The sequence below is a fragment of the Dethiosulfovibrio peptidovorans DSM 11002 genome (genome assembly GCF_000172975.1).
Taxonomy (GTDB): Bacteria; Synergistota; Synergistia; order Synergistales; family Dethiosulfovibrionaceae; genus Dethiosulfovibrio; species Dethiosulfovibrio peptidovorans.
The window spans coordinates 1,205,724-1,219,762 of the sequence record NZ_ABTR02000001.1; the positions used below are offsets into that span (position 1 = coordinate 1,205,724).

11 protein-coding genes and 3 tRNA genes are annotated in these 14,039 nt (G+C 56.1%); 10 read left to right on the forward strand and 4 right to left on the reverse strand.

The genetic code is table 11. From position 1 onward, the window contains the following. Positions 1–85 precede the first annotated feature (85 nt). Positions 86–910 (reverse strand): carbon-nitrogen hydrolase family protein, encoded by an 825-nt coding sequence (locus tag DPEP_RS05840; RefSeq protein ID WP_005660415.1) that lies wholly within the window; start codon positions 908–910, stop codon positions 86–88. Between the two features lie 218 nt (positions 911–1,128). Here DPEP_RS05840 and DPEP_RS05845 point away from each other — a divergent pair, with 218 nt between their 5' ends. The 4 genes from DPEP_RS05845 to DPEP_RS05865 all read left to right on the forward strand — a co-directional run bounded on the left by DPEP_RS05845 (position 1,129) and on the right by DPEP_RS05865 (position 5,986). Continuing rightward, positions 1,129–1,683 carry a hypothetical protein gene (locus tag DPEP_RS05845; RefSeq protein ID WP_005660417.1) on the forward strand — a complete coding sequence of 185 codons (555 nt, stop codon included), beginning with the start codon at positions 1,129–1,131 and terminating at the stop codon, positions 1,681–1,683. Next, the gene (locus tag DPEP_RS05850; protein WP_156775078.1) at positions 1,676–2,962 is read left to right on the forward strand and encodes an ArsB/NhaD family transporter; all 1,287 of its coding nucleotides are present in this window, start codon (positions 1,676–1,678) and stop codon (positions 2,960–2,962) included. The genes DPEP_RS05845 and DPEP_RS05850 overlap by 8 nt, the downstream gene beginning before the upstream one ends. A gap of 93 nt (positions 2,963–3,055) precedes the next feature. Next, positions 3,056–4,258, forward strand: a complete 1,203-nt coding sequence (locus DPEP_RS12790) for a GGDEF domain-containing protein (RefSeq protein WP_005660420.1) — start codon at positions 3,056–3,058, stop codon at positions 4,256–4,258. Positions 4,259–4,372: 114 nt separating this feature from the next. Then, a complete protein-coding gene (locus DPEP_RS05865; RefSeq protein ID WP_005660422.1) occupies positions 4,373–5,986 on the forward strand; it encodes a dihydrolipoyl dehydrogenase family protein in 1,614 nt (537 codons plus the stop codon). Between the two features lie 53 nt (positions 5,987–6,039). Here DPEP_RS05865 and DPEP_RS05870 read toward each other — a convergent pair whose 3' ends face one another. Beyond that, entirely contained in the window at positions 6,040–6,939 is a 900-nt protein-coding gene (locus DPEP_RS05870) for a YitT family protein (protein WP_005660424.1), read from the reverse strand. A gap of 153 nt (positions 6,940–7,092) precedes the next feature. Here DPEP_RS05870 and ppdK point away from each other — a divergent pair, with 153 nt between their 5' ends. The 6 genes from ppdK (at position 7,093) to DPEP_RS05900 (ending at position 12,099) form a co-directional block, all read left to right on the forward strand. Next, a complete protein-coding gene (gene ppdK, locus DPEP_RS05875; protein ID WP_005660426.1) occupies positions 7,093–9,711 on the forward strand; it encodes a pyruvate, phosphate dikinase in 2,619 nt (872 codons plus the stop codon). Between the two features lie 79 nt (positions 9,712–9,790). Further along, positions 9,791–9,867: transfer RNA gene (locus tag DPEP_RS05880), tRNA-Asp, on the forward strand. Between the two features lie 16 nt (positions 9,868–9,883). Next, positions 9,884–9,958, forward strand: a tRNA-Gly gene (locus tag DPEP_RS05885). 11 nt (positions 9,959–9,969) lie between these two features. Further along, positions 9,970–10,045 (forward strand) — tRNA-Met (locus DPEP_RS05890). 115 nt (positions 10,046–10,160) lie between these two features. Further along, positions 10,161–11,144, forward strand: coding sequence for a hypothetical protein (locus DPEP_RS05895; protein ID WP_005660428.1), 984 nt, complete (start codon positions 10,161–10,163; stop codon positions 11,142–11,144). 49 nt (positions 11,145–11,193) lie between these two features. Continuing rightward, entirely contained in the window at positions 11,194–12,099 is a 906-nt protein-coding gene (locus DPEP_RS05900) for a hypothetical protein (protein ID WP_005660430.1), read from the forward strand. Here DPEP_RS05900 and DPEP_RS05905 read toward each other — a convergent pair. Then, positions 12,084–13,451: an MATE family efflux transporter gene (locus DPEP_RS05905; protein WP_005660431.1), complete on the reverse strand. Its 1,368-nt coding sequence runs from the start codon at positions 13,449–13,451 to the stop codon at positions 12,084–12,086. The genes DPEP_RS05900 and DPEP_RS05905 overlap by 16 nt on opposite strands. Then, entirely contained in the window at positions 13,448–14,014 is a 567-nt protein-coding gene (locus tag DPEP_RS05910) for a tyrosine-protein phosphatase (RefSeq protein ID WP_005660433.1), read from the reverse strand. Before DPEP_RS05910 ends, DPEP_RS05905 begins: the two co-directional genes overlap by 4 nt. Positions 14,015–14,039: the final 25 nt, after the last annotated feature.

The window sequence follows — 14,039 nt, forward strand, 5'->3', positions numbered from 1 at the left end:
AAGACGGGCTCGAACGGGCTCTGTCGGAACGATCTCTACGAGGATCAACGTTTTTAGAGATGCCCTTAAATGTCTTCCGTCGTCTTTATCGCCAGTCGTAGGTATCGGGACGTCTGTTTTGAAGGCATGGCACCGAGTGTCTCAGTGATTCAAGTCTGTCCAGGTCCACCTCGGCCAGGACCAGCCCCTCTCCTGAGGCGCGGCATGCCGTGACGGTTCCCCAGGGATCCACCACCATCGATTTGCCGTGGGCCCTGTACCGAGGCTTCGATCCGACCTGTCCAGGGGCCACTACGTAGCACAGGTTCTCTATGGCTCTGGCTCGAAGAAGGGGGTCCCAATGTTCCTTGCCGGTGTCGGAGGTGAAACAGGCCGGCACCACCAGTACCTGTGCCCCCCTCAGGGCCAGTATCCTGTACAGTTCGGGGAATCTAAGGTCGTAACATATGGACATGCCGATGTTGCCCAGGGGGGTCTCTGCTATTACGATCTCGTTTCCCGAAGCGTAGCTAGCCGACTCCCTGACGGAGGGTCCGTCATGGACGTTTACGTCGAAGAGGTGTATCTTTCGATACTTAGCCGTGACCTCTCCTTCCGGGGAGATGAGAACCGACGTGTTATAGCATTTTTCATTACCCTCGATCCTCTCCAGGAGGCTTCCGCTGTGGACCCATATTCCGGCTTCCCGTGCTGCCTTGGAGAGCCTGTCGGTGGATGGACCGGGGACCGGCTCGGCTCCCGCTTCCTTTTCGATACCCGACGAGGGCAGCAAGGTGGACGTTTCAGGGAAGACGACGAGGGATGCGCCACGTTTCCCCGCCTCTTCGATCATCGTCTCCATATGTATAAGGTTGATCTCTTTTTCCGGTCCGCTATCCATCTGGGCCGCCGCGACTGTATAGCGTCTCATCTCTCAGATCGCCTCCTTCTCGACAATTGTAAGCCATGATGGCCTGGATTCAAAGCGGATTCATATTGACATCGGCATCGTACAGTGGTATCTTGCCTGCCGTTCCGGGAAATATCGTTTAAAGTCGGTCGAATCGACGATCAAGATTTTCGATTTTTGCCGTGCCGCGACCTCTTAGGCCCTCCGGCAGAAACTACATTTATCGGGAGGTAAGAAAAATGCCGGAAAGACATTCGAGAAGAGTGGAAAGAGGACCTAGGCCCTATCTCAAGGCCGAGCTCAGCACCCAGGAAATGAGGCTCAAGCAGATGGGGGCGAAGATAGAGGTTATAAACTCCTTTCTGTGCTACATAAGGTTCGAGGTCGACGGGGTTAAGGTAAAGTATGTCTACAATTTGAACAGGAAAGGACAGTTTTTTCTGGAGAGGGTCACTCCCTATCCTCAGCCAGCTGGTACCTTCGATTCGGAGAAGGACGTGGTCGAGTCCATAAGGAACGACATAGCCCAGATAAAGCAGCTGGCTCGGTCCAGTCACTTTAAAGAGCTGATCGATATGAACTCGGATCTTCGTTTTCTAGCCCGGCGTCTGGACTCGATCTGTCTCTACTACGACGTCAAGCCGGAGGACATTGCCACCATAAGGGATTCTCTGGAGCACCTTCACGGTGTGTTCGACGCCATAAGAGGTCACAGCGATAGGGTCTACTTCGACACAGAGCCCTTCTGTCTGGATCGGGAAGGGGAAGTTCCTCCAGATCGCGAGGATGATTGAGATGACCTTCGATTTCCATATCGTCGTCGCCGTGACGGTCTTCCTGGTCACCTACGGTCTTATAGTGGCGGAGAAGATGAACCGCATCTCCGTGGCCCTGGCGGGGGCGTCGGCGATGCTCTTGATGAGGGCTATCTCACAGGAGGAGGCCATAGCCTCGGTGGATTTCAACACCATAACCCTGTTGGTGGGAATGATGCTGATAGTCACAGTGACCAAGAGGACCGGTGTATTTCAGTACGTGGCCATAAAAGCGGCACAGATAGCCAAGGGCGACCCATGGAGAATAATGGTTCTGTTCGTGCTGCTTACCGCCGTCTCGTCCGCCTTTCTGGACAACGTGACCACCGTTCTGCTTGTAGCTCCGGTGACCATGGTCATATGCGATGTCCTGGAGTTGAATCCGATTTACTTCTTGATGCCGGAGATACTGGCCTCCAATGTCGGAGGCACCGCCACCCTGATAGGAGACCCGCCCAACATAATGATAGGCGGGGCCACTGACCTGGGTTTTCTGGATTTCATGGAGAACCTGGCCCCTCCGGCTTTGATAATTCTGGCGGTGGTGCTGGTCTTCTGCCGTTTCGTCTACGGCCGCCATCTGACGGTCAAGGAGGAGGCCAAGGCGGAGATAATGTCGATGAATCCGGACCTGGAGATATCGGACCACCGTCTTCTGGTCAAATGTCTGGCCGTTCTGGGACTGGTCATGGCGGGGTTCGTCTTCCATCAGATGCTGGGCTACGAGTCCGCTACGGTGGCCATGGCGGGAGCCGCTATATTGATGGTGATAGCCGACGTCAACCCGGAGGACCTGCTCCTGGAGGTCGAGTGGGGGACCATCTTTTTCTTCGTGGGGCTCTTCATCCTAGTGGGTACTCTGGAGGGACTGGGTGTCATAGAATTTCTGGCCGGAGAGGTGGTCAAACTCACCTCGGGAGATCTCATGTTGACAACCTTCATGGTTCTGTGGGTGTCGGCCTTCGCATCTGCTTTCATAGACAACATTCCCTTCGTGGCGACCATGATACCTCTCATAAAGAGTATCGGAACCCTTACCGCCATGAACGTGACCCCGCTCTGGTGGGCTCTGGCCCTCGGGGCCTGTCTGGGAGGCAACGGCAGCCTGGTCGGAGCCAGCGCCAACGTCATAGTGGCGGGAATGGTTTCCAGGACGGAACATCCGATAACATTCGGAGGTTTTTTGCGGGTCGGGTTCCCGGTTATGTTGATCTCCATGACGGTGTGTACCATTTATCTCTGGGTCGTCTATCTCTAATCTTTTTCTTGCCTTCTGTAACGGTTCCTTTTATTATGTAAAAATCCTTCGGGGAAATATTCAAGACGTCCGATCGTTTTACAGGAGGCGCCGATGAAACGAGATGATACCTTAAATTTAAGGACCACCTTGAGAAGAGGCTTGGTCTTCCTGGCCTTGATCATCTTGGCATACGTGGTCGTATCTCTTTACGACGCCAAGGTGGAGGTCATGAGAGAGGTGGATCGCCAGCTCGAGCTGGCCGCTCTGGCCCTTCCGTCCATGTTGGCTCCCGACTTTCATGATAGAGCTACCACTCCCTACTCCATCTCCAAGGAGGAGGAGCTCCGAAATCGTAGAGTTTTCGGGGATTATGTCTACAGGACCGGTTTCGCCTGGGTCTATACTTTGATAGAGGATGGAGGGCGGTTTTTTTTCTCCGCTCCTACCGTGACGGAGGAGGAGGCGGCAGAGAGGGCCAGGTGGTATTACTATCCCTATCCGGAGGCTCCTGTGGAGTTTCAAAAAGCTTACGAATCGGAGAAGCCGGTCTGGGTTACCTATACCGACAGATGGGGAACTTTCCGATCGGTTGCCTATCCCATGAGGTCCGAGGGGGGCAGGAAGTATCTAGCCTGTGCCGATATGGATATAGGTTCCATGTGGCATTCCATCTTCAGGAGAGGGCTCACCAGTCTCGCCGTGTCGGCTTTTTTCGTGCTGATGTCTCTGCCGTTTCTGCTGGCCTATCGTCGCCACTCCAACGCACTTGCCGAAAGGGTCGCCGAGCTTGAGGAAAAGGGTTCCGACCTGGAGGCCCGTCTGACCGACAAGGCCGAAAGACTGAACGAGGCCATGGAACGGATCGCCAATCTTTCGGTCACGGACTCTCTGACCGGCCTTTACGATCGATCCCACGGTATGGCCATGTTGGATGGGATGTGTGATTCCGGAGGATGGCTGTTTCTGCTTGATCTGGACGATTTTAGCAGGATAAACGACGTCTTGGGCTATCAAGGTGGAGACGAGGTCCTCGCTCGTATAGGGGAGACTATCAGGGGCGCTCTGAGGGAGGGGGAGCTGGCCGCCCGCCGCGGAGGGGACGAGTTTCTCTTTCTAGTGCCTCCCATGAGCGAACGCGACGCATCCGACAGGGTTGAGGATCTTCGAAAATTGCTCGTCGCTCTAGGGCACAGATACGGATGGCCTATCTCGGTATCGGTGGGATCAGCCAAGATAACCCGAGGGGTTTCGCCCAGGTTGCTGTTGAACGAAGCGGAGAGCAAGATCGACGGTGGGAGGAGATCCCGGTCGTAGAGATTTGCTTTGGTTTTCGGGAGGACGCAAGTGAAGGTGCTATCAAGCCTCCACTTTCGTCCTCCTGATGCTATGATGGAGCGGGATTTATGTAAGAGGACTGGAGGTGTCTTCATGAGGGAAAGGATAGTCTATCCCGATGGGTTGAGACCCAAGGAGGGCAACCGTTCCGACGGGATAGATAGGTACGATCTGTTGGTCGTGGGGGCGGGTTCAGCCGGTTTGACCGCAGCCGTCGAGGGGGCCCGGATGGGAGCCAGGGTTGCTTTGATCGAGAGTTCCCTCCTGGGAGGGGAAAGACTACATTCTGGATGCGTCCCCTCCAAGACGTTCGTGGCTTCGGGCCGTCGGATCCAAGACGTTAAAGACTCTTCCGAATTGGGAGTGTCCGTAGGAGATGTGTCGATCGATTTTCATTCTGTCAAGAAGCGTATGTCCGATCTGAGGGCCCTGTTGGGAGGGAAGGACTCGGCTCTGAGGCTGTTGAGCGAGGGAGTCGACGTGTTTCCCGGCAGGGCCGTCTTCGATTCTCCTCGTTCCGTGACGGTGGAGGATCGTAAGCTCGAGTTCACCAGGGCAATAATCGCTACGGGATCCGTTCCGATGATACCATCTATACCGGGGCTGAATGAGGTCGACTATCTTACGGACGAGACCGTCTTCGATCTCGAGGAGCTTCCGAGGTCCATGGTCGTCCTGGGAGGCGGAGCCATGGGATGCGAGCTGGCCCAGGCCTTTCGGCGTCTGGGATCCTCGGTGACCCTGATCCAGGATCGTCGCTGTCTGCTTCCCTATGGAGAGCCGGAGGCGTCCGGGATGGTCCGTCGTGCCCTGGAAGAGGACGGCGTGGACCTCCGTCTGGGAGTGGATGTGCTGTCGGTCGCAGAAGAGGGAGGAGAGCCGGTACTTAGATGTACCTCCGGAGACGGCGAGTTTCAGGTTCGAGGGGAACAACTACTCCTGGCGACAGGTAGGGTCCCTCGACTGGATGGACTAGGTCTTGAGAATGCCGGAATCGAGTGGCGAGACGGCATAAAGGTCGATAGATATCTCAGGACCGAGAACCAAAGGGTTTTCTGTGCCGGAGACGTATGTCTGACTCCCTGCTCCACCCACGGGGCGATACTGTCGGCCAAGATCGCCCTGAAGAACGCTTTCCTTCCGGTGAAGAGGACCTACGACCCTTCGGGCATGACCCATTGCGTCTACACCACCCCTGAGGTCGCCTATATCGGGGTAACCCTCGATCAGGCTCTGGCGGAGGGCAAAAAGGTCAGCGAGATAAAGGTGAACCTGGAGGACATGGATCGCTCCAGGATCGACGGCGCTACCGAGGGGTTCCTTAAGGTAGTGGTAAACCGAAGGGGGCGTATACTTGGGGGCACCCTCGTAGCCCCCAGGGCGGGTGACATGATATCGGAGCTGGCCCTGGCGATGCATGAAGGGATCAAGTTAGGCGACCTCTCCTGGGTTCCCCATCCCTATCCCACCGAGGCGGCCGTTTTCCGAAGGGCTGCGGATATCTGGCGAGGAAGGACCATGACCCCTCTGAAACGGTCGATACTTCAGATCTGGATGGTCCTGCTGTCGAAGGTCAAGGACAGGGCCCAGAGAGAGGAGCTCAAGGAGGCCAAGAGGCAAGTTTCAAAGGCTGACCAGCAGCCTGAGCTGACGGAACTGGAGGCACCCTCCGATAAATTGGAGGAGTCAAACGAAAAATTGGACTGAAATAAAGATAGGGGCGACCTAGGTCGCCCCTATCTTTTGCGTAGTAACTTGAATCAGACGTCCTTCTTCCAGCTGCCGAAACCCCGCCCCAGAACCTCCGTGGCGTCGGCGAGACGCAAGAACGCCTTCGGGTCGGTCTTCTGAAGGTATTGTTTGAGCAGCATGGCCTGTCTGGCGGTCAGAAGGGTCATGAGTATGTCTCTCGGCGAATCGGAGAAGCCTCCTCTGCCTATGAACACCGTGACCCCTCTTCCCAGCTCCTGGGTTATGAAATGACGCACCCGGTCCGGGTCGCTGCAGACGATAAGGGCTTCTTTCCTCAGCCCGAAGGATCTCATTGAGCCTCCCATCACGGTGGTGTTTATGTAGGACAGCACCACGCCGTACACCACGTTCTCGAAGCTGACCGCCATCAGGAACAGAGCTATCACCAGCATGTTGGCTATCATGGTGAACTGACTGACCTCCATGCCCGTTTTTCTGCGGACCGCCATGGATATTATATCGGTCCCTCCAAGGGATCCTCCGGCGGTGAATATCATGGCGTAGGAAGCTCCCTGTAGAAGTCCGGCGACCACTATCAGGAGGAACCTGTCGTCTATCACCGGCACAGGTAGGGAGGTTTCCGCCACCTTCAGAAAGGCGGTGAAGATCACGGTTCCGTATATGCTCCAAAGGGTGAATCTCCGAGGGAGGACCTTCCACCCGTATATGAAAAGAAGCGCGTTGAGCCCCCATATCGGTATCGCCAGAGGAATTCCCCACATATAGTTGAGCAGCAAAGCTATGCCGTTGACTCCCGTTCCGGGAAGCTTGGCGGGAATTACGAAAAGCTGTATGGCTACGGCGTAGATCATAGCCCCCAGGGTTATGGCCACCAGGGATCTGCCCTCTTCCCTTATGAATCTCCTCGTCTCGGCAAGCATTCCCTTAAGGGTCCTGTTATGTCTCAATAACCTTCCTCCTCTATCTATTTTACCGTTGCGTCTCGAGTTTAGCACAAGCTATGATAGGGACAAGCTATTTTTATAAGGTCCGGTAAAATGTTATTATGAAGGTGTATTTTTATTTTTGGGAACATAGAATCTAGATCCAGGAGGTGGAGCATGATCAAGTACGTCTACGACTTTTCCGAAGGTTCGTCCGACATGAAGGCTCTTCTAGGAGGGAAAGGGGCCAACCTGGCCCAGATGGTCAAGGAGGGGCTGGCCGTTCCGCCCGGTTTCACCGTTACCACCGAGGCCTGTCTTCGTTATCTGGAGGAGGGAAGGGAGTTCGTTCAGTCTCTTTGGATCGACGTCGAGACCGCTCTGGAGAGGCTGGAGAGCCAGACAGGCAGGACTTTCGGCTCCGGCCCCGAGCCGCTTCTCGTGTCCGTTCGGTCCGGAGCCCCGATCTCTATGCCTGGCATGATGGATACGATCTTGAACCTGGGGCTGAACGACGATACCAGATCCGCCTTGGCCGAGATGGTGGGAGACGACCGCTTTGCCTGGGACAGCTACAGGCGTTTCATCCAGATGTTCGGGAACGTGGTCAAGGGGGTTCCCTCCGAGCGGTTCGAGTCGATCTTGGAGGAGGTCCGAAGGAACAAGGGAGTTGCCTTAGATCACCAGCTCGACGCGGAGGCCCTGGCCTCGTTGGTTAAACGTTATCTCTCCCTCTACGAGGAGGTTACTGGAGAGACCTTCCCCTCCGATCCCTGGATCCAGCTGAGGGAGGCGGTAGAGGCGGTATTCGACAGCTGGAACACCGCTAGGGCGAAGACCTACAGGAAAATTCACGGTATAGACGATTCCATGGGGACCGCCGTCAACGTCGTGGCAATGGTGTATGGAAATCTGGGCGGCGACAGCGGAACCGGTGTCTGTTTCAGTCGTAATCCAGCCGACGGAGAGAAAAAGCTCTACGGGGAGTTCCTGGTCAACGCTCAGGGAGAGGACGTTGTCGCCGGGATAAGAACCCCTCAGCCGATCGGGGAATTGACCAGGGTGATGCCGGAGATCTTCGAGGAGCTGAAGGCGACGGCGGACCGTCTGGAGAGACGCTTCAAGGATATGCAGGACATAGAGTTCACCGTCGAACGAGGAAAGCTGTACATATTGCAGACCAGGACGGGAAAGAGGTCTGCCGAGGCCGCAGTCAGAATCGCCGTCGAGATGGAAAAAGAGGGGTTAATCGATAGGAACGAGGCACTCGGCAGGATATCTCCCGAACAGGTGGAGAGGCTTCTCCACAGTCAGATCGATCCGAACTGCGTTCCCGATGTAATCTCCCGAGGGCTTCCCGCCTCTCCGGGGGCTGCTGTGGGGCGTATAGTCTTCGATCCCGACGAGGCGGTGGCTATGGCCGAGAAGGGGGAGTCGGTGGTGTTGGTGAGGCCGGAGACCACTCCGGACGATATACACGGCCTCTACGCCGCCAAGGGTATACTGACCTCCCGGGGAGGAATGACCAGTCACGCCGCCGTGGTGGCTCGTGGACTAGGCAAGCCCTGCGTCAGCGGGGCGGAAGATGTCTCGATCGATCTAGAGGGAGGGCGTCTTCTGACCGAGGATAGGGAGTTCGTAAAGGGCGACTTCATCACGGTCGACGGTTCCACCGGAAGGGTCATAGCGGGAGAGGTTCCTCTCTCTTTGCCGTCCATATCCGACGAGCTTAATACGGTGCTCGATTGGGCCGACGAGGCGGCGGACCTTCAGGTATGGGCCAACGGAGATACTCCGGAGGACGCTAAAAGGGCTCGATCCTTCGGGGCCAAGGGAATAGGTCTCTGTCGAACCGAGCATATGTTCATGGCGGAGGACCGTTTTCCCGTGATGCAGAGGATGGTCGTGGCCGAGTCTCTGGAGGAGAGGCAGGAGGCCCTGGACGACCTTCGTGCTATGCAGGTGGAGGATTTTGTCGGCATTTTCCGAGAGATGGACGGCCTTCCAGTCATAGTCCGGCTGCTCGATCCGCCTCTTCACGAATTTCTGCCCAAGATACCGGAGCTGGATAAAAGGATAGTCGAGGCCGATTCCGCCGGGTATGACACGTCTAAACTTCGAAAGATGAAGAGTCGGGCGGAGTCCCTTCGAGAGGTGAATCCCATGCTGGGATTCCGGGGATGCCGGTTGGGCATAGTCTATCCCGAGATCTACGGAATGCAGATTCGGGCGATATTCGACGCCATGTCCTCTCTCCCCGACGTGAACCTCAAGGTGGAGATAATGATGCCTTTGGTCCAGACCAAGGGAGAGATGGCGTTGCTGAGGGAAATGGTCGACTCCATAGCGTCCGAGTATCCTCAGGCCTCTCTAAGTTATCTGGTAGGCACCATGATCGAGCTTCCCAGGGCGGCTCTTCGGGCTGCCGAGCTGGCGGAGGACGCCGAGTTCTTCAGTTTTGGGACCAACGACCTGACCCAGACCTGTCTGGGGCTCTCCAGGGACGACGTGGAGTCCAAGTTCATGAAGGAATACGTCGACAAGGGGATCTTCCCTATCAGCCCCTTTCACGTTCTGGACAGAGACGGAGTGGGGGAGCTCATGGCGATCGCTTTCGAGAGAGGCAGGAAGGCCAGGCCGGATATTTCCATAGGCATCTGTGGTGAACACGGAGGGGATCCTAAGAGCGTTGCTTTCTGTCATAGTCTCGGATTGAACTACGTCAGCTGTTCGCCCTTCAGGGTCCCGGTGGCCAGGATGGCAGCGGGTTGGGCCGCCCTGGGCCTGATAGAGTGATTTGCCCGGGACGAATTTTTATCTTGCCCCTTTACAACCGTCGAAGGCTTTGATATACTTTCCGACGCAACGATAGAGCGGGGTCGTAGCTCAGCTGGTTAGAGTGCCGGCCTGTCACGCCGGAGGTCGCGAGTTCAAGTCTCGTCGGCCCCGCCATATACGTTGTACAGAAGCGGAAGTAGCTCAGGGGTAGAGCACAACCTTGCCAAGGTTGGGGTCGCGGGTTCAAATCCCGTCTTCCGCTCCATAAGACCGCATCGCGGGGTGGAGCAGTTGGTAGCTCGTCGGGCTCATAACCCGAAGGTCGCAGGTTCAAGTCCTGCCCCCGCAACCAAGATCATCCTTAGGGCCCTCTTCTAGAGGGCCCTTTTTACGTTTCCCTAAGAAGCCACATGGTCTAAAATGGTGGAAGATAACGATGAATATCGTCCGGAATGGAGGGACCCCTTATGGCCGTAAACAGACCGTATGTAATGTACAAGCTCCTCAAGGTCAAGATAGACATGGGACATGGAGGTTCGGAGGGCCGAATTTTGGCCTACGTCCTCTTCGACAATAAGGGGATACGTCTCTGTCACGGTCGCCTGACCGAACCGGACGAGGAGGGGATGCCTCACGGAATAAAGTCCAAGTGGAGGGAGTTCTGCTCTTTCGTGGACGAAATAAGGTCGGGTGACTTAGAGGAAGAGGAGGACGAGACGGAAGAAGCTAGAGGTGAGAACCAGGAAATACCGTCAGAGGATCTGGAGTTCTCCGTAATGATGAAAGAACTCCGCAAGTCTCTGGACGAAGCGGGGGTCTATGACCTCAGCGAGGGGAATCTGGTCAAGATAAGATACGTCGAGAAGATATTCCACAAGGTTGCAGGACTTATTTACACCGGAGATCGCTTCGTCTTTCTCAAGATAGAGACCCTCTCTCATCTGGAAGGAGAGGAACTTATGTCCGCCTTCCCCGAGGAGAGGGCGGAAAACGAGCCTTGGCGCCCCGGTTCTTCCGGCGGTTCTTCCGGCGGGGACGGCAAGAACCTTCCCAAGGCGGTCTTTTCCTGCTCGGTAATGCTGGACCCCGTGGCTGGGGTGGCCGCCTCGGAACTGAAGCCGGGTCAGAGCGTTTGGCTCGATATACCCGAAGAAAGCCTCCTATACTCCATCGCCAAGTTTCAGCAGGGACCTTCCTTTCAGGGGCAGATCGTCGGAGAGGTTATGTCGGTAGAGCAGAGCGATACGGAGCGTATCATGATACTCTTCAAACTATCCGACGAACTCAGGGCAGTTTCTATCGTACAACAAAGCCTCAAGGTCAAGAGGGCTGCGGATAAAGAGGTCGAGAGGGCTTTTTCCTTTCCCGAGATCACCAAGGAGCAGGGACTGGCCTTGGTGGGAGTGGCCTTTTTTATGGTCGTATTATTGCTATTGTTGATCTTGCGATGATGTATAATTTATCGGAGCAACGACTAGCTTTTACGGGAGGTGACCCCTGGTGGCTGATTCGAGGGGCTACGGCATATATCGTATATTGAAGGGTAGAATAGATGTCGGGCACGGAGGAGAGAGCGGACGAATTTTCTTTTACGCCCTTTACGGTAAGGGTAAAGTCAAGATATGTCATGCCAAAGAGGTTAGTAACGACGGAGAGGAGCCGCCGAAGGGCGGTATAAAGGCCGGATGGAAGGATTTTTCCGCTTTCGTGGATGGCGGATGCCCCGATCCATCTCTGTCTTCCGGGATCGGCGCGCTTTTTCAGGATTCTGGGGTCGACGACGTCAAGGAGGAAAATCTGGCAAAGCTTCGGTATATCGAGAAGATGTTCGGAACCTGGGCTGCCCAGATTCGTGGGGAGGAGTGTGCCGCTTTCGTCAAGGTCGAGGGCATGACCACCAGCGAGGCCGATGAGCTGCTGTCTCGTTTCCCCGAAGAGGAAGAGGATGAGGATCAAGGGGACAACGCCCCTGAGGCGGCTGCTTCCCTGGGGGATACGCCCATACAGAGAAAGCTGCCCAAGCTGATCTTCACCTGCTTCACCCGTCTGGACCCGGTGAACGGCGTGGCTGCCTCAGATGTCTCCCCGGGAGATCTGGTGACCATAACCATTCCGGAGGACAGCCCTCTTTTCGGAACTATGAAGGGACAGAACGAGTCCTTCGACGGTTCACTGAGCGTTCCTCTGTCGTCGGTGGAAGAGTCCGACTCGGACAGGCTGTTGCTGGAGTTCGAGCTGGGAGACGGTGTTATGGCCGTCGCCATGACACAGAAGAGCCTTCGCATCAAGGCGGTAAGGGTCGAGGAGGAGAAGTCGCTCTTCGCCGTCGGGTCTCCCGCTTTCATCGCTCTCGTAGGAGGGTGCTGCGCCGCCCTGTTGGCTCTGATCGCCTATATACTGTCCTGAGAGGACACGAGACATCTTTTTTTCGAGCACCTACGGACCTCTCGGAACAGCAGAATGGAGAGTCCTCCGGATATCACCTCGGAGATAGGTATCGCCATGAATACTCCCTTTAGTCCGGCTATGTGGGAGAGTATATATATCGCCGGGACCACCAGAACGATCCTCCTGAGCAGGTCCAGGAGGAAGGCGTCTCTTCCTCTGGACAGCGCCTGGTAGGATCCTGAAAGGACGACCTGAAATCCCCCCAGGGGCATCCCCAAGGCTACGTAGGGGGCCGCTGCGACCGCTATTTCAAGGGTCTCGCCGGAACAAAAAGGCGACAGGGTCGCAAGCGGGAAAGCCCATAGGGGAAGGGCTCCCGCCAGACATACGGCGGTGGCCCAGAGGGCCGATAGATCCATGGTCCGCAGTACCCGGCATTGGTCTCCCGAACCGGTGTTGTGGCTTATCAGGGGCATCATGCCCTGCACCAGTCCGTACAGAGGCATGGTCACGAAGGTGGATATCCTGTTCAATATCCCCATGGCCGCTAAGGCGGGGTCGCCTCCCATGGATAGTAGGACCCTGTTTAATACAACCGCCGTTATGCTGGCCGATCCCTGTCTGACGAAGGCCGAAGACCCTACCGATACTATGGAGCTCACCACCGATCTTCTCAGCTTCAGATCTCTCGGCCTTATATTGATCGAGCTTTTTCCTCCAAGGTATAAAGCCATCCACGACGCCGACCCTGCCTGAGCGATCACGGTGGCCCAGGCGGCACCTGAGACGCCGAGGTCGAAATATCTTATCAGTATGGGGTCAAGCACCAGGTTGGTGGCGGCCGATATGGCCAGGGTCTTCATGGCCATGACTGCCTCTCCCTCCGCTCTGGCTATGCCGTTGGCCATTATGGAGAAGGCGAGCATGGGGCTGCCAAGAAGGACTATGACGCCGTAGTCCTTTGCCAGGGGAAGGGTCAGTTCGCTGGCTCCCAGGAATGAAAGAGTGGGGGAGATGAAGGCGAGGGACAATGCTACGATAAAAGCGGAGCCGAGGGAGATCAGCATCGTCATGGTGCCGAGGATCTCCTCGGCTCCTTTTTCGTTCTCCGCTCCAAGTTCCGTGGCGATCAGGGACGATCCGCCTATTCCGATTCCCTGGGCCAGTGCTATTATGACGAGCTGCATGGGGAAGACCACCGCCAAGGCCGCGACCGCGTGGTGTCCCACCCATAGAGAGAGGAAAAAGGTGTCCGCCAGGTTGTAGGCGGTCTGTAGCACCAGCCCGGCTATCGACGGCAGCGACAACGACAGCAGCGCCTGCCCTATAGGGGCGTTGCCGAGAAGCTCCCTTTTTCGCTGGAATGTCAATCCGCCAGAGGGCGACCTCTCAGAGGGCCGTCCCCTTGGATATGTTTCACGTAATCCCAGAACGATCGGACCATGGCGTTGGTCCCTATGTGAAGTGTTGAGAAGTGACCCTTCATCCAGCATAGCTGGCGGTTAAGTGCCTGAAGGGGGGCGTCTCTGTCCTCGGCCAGACGCCATAGAGCGGCTATCAGCCCTGTGCGGTCCGCTCCGGCGTAACAGTGTATGAGTATCGGTTTGGGGGCGTTTCTCATGAACTCCAGTATGCGGTCTAGCTCCTGGACCGGGATCTTCCTTATCGCGGAAAGGTCGAAGTCGGCGTGGACTATGCCTTTGGACAGGGAGAATTCCTTTTCTCTGCGGTACCATCGTCTTCCCGCTTGAGGTCCTCTTAGGTTCACTATGCTCTTGATGCTGTGGGTCTCGACGTAGCGGGATAGCCGATCGAGGTTGAGCTGGGCCGATCGGTAAAGAACCCCCTTGGAGACGGTATGGAAATTGACCGCTCTGAGGTATAGTAGGGTAACGAAGGCTGTGAGCAACTCGTTCAATCTGGCTTTCTTCATCGACTCTCTCTGGCTCCTCTGATGG

Excerpts from the sequence above, each read along its gene's own strand:
- DPEP_RS05840 (WP_005660415.1), bottom strand. The coding sequence starts at position 910 with ATGAGACGCTATACAGTCGCGGCGGCCCAGATGGATAGCGGACCGGAA.
- DPEP_RS05845 (WP_005660417.1), top strand. The coding sequence starts at position 1,129 with ATGCCGGAAAGACATTCGAGAAGAGTGGAAAGAGGACCTAGGCCCTAT.
- DPEP_RS05850 (WP_156775078.1), top strand. The coding sequence starts at position 1,676 with ATGATTGAGATGACCTTCGATTTCCATATCGTCGTCGCCGTGACGGTC.
- DPEP_RS12790 (WP_005660420.1), top strand. The coding sequence starts at position 3,056 with ATGAAACGAGATGATACCTTAAATTTAAGGACCACCTTGAGAAGAGGC.
- DPEP_RS05865 (WP_005660422.1), top strand. The coding sequence starts at position 4,373 with ATGAGGGAAAGGATAGTCTATCCCGATGGGTTGAGACCCAAGGAGGGC.
- ppdK (WP_005660426.1), top strand. The coding sequence starts at position 7,093 with ATGATCAAGTACGTCTACGACTTTTCCGAAGGTTCGTCCGACATGAAG.
- DPEP_RS05895 (WP_005660428.1), top strand. The coding sequence starts at position 10,161 with ATGGCCGTAAACAGACCGTATGTAATGTACAAGCTCCTCAAGGTCAAG.
- DPEP_RS05910 (WP_005660433.1), bottom strand. The coding sequence starts at position 14,014 with ATGAAGAAAGCCAGATTGAACGAGTTGCTCACAGCCTTCGTTACCCTA.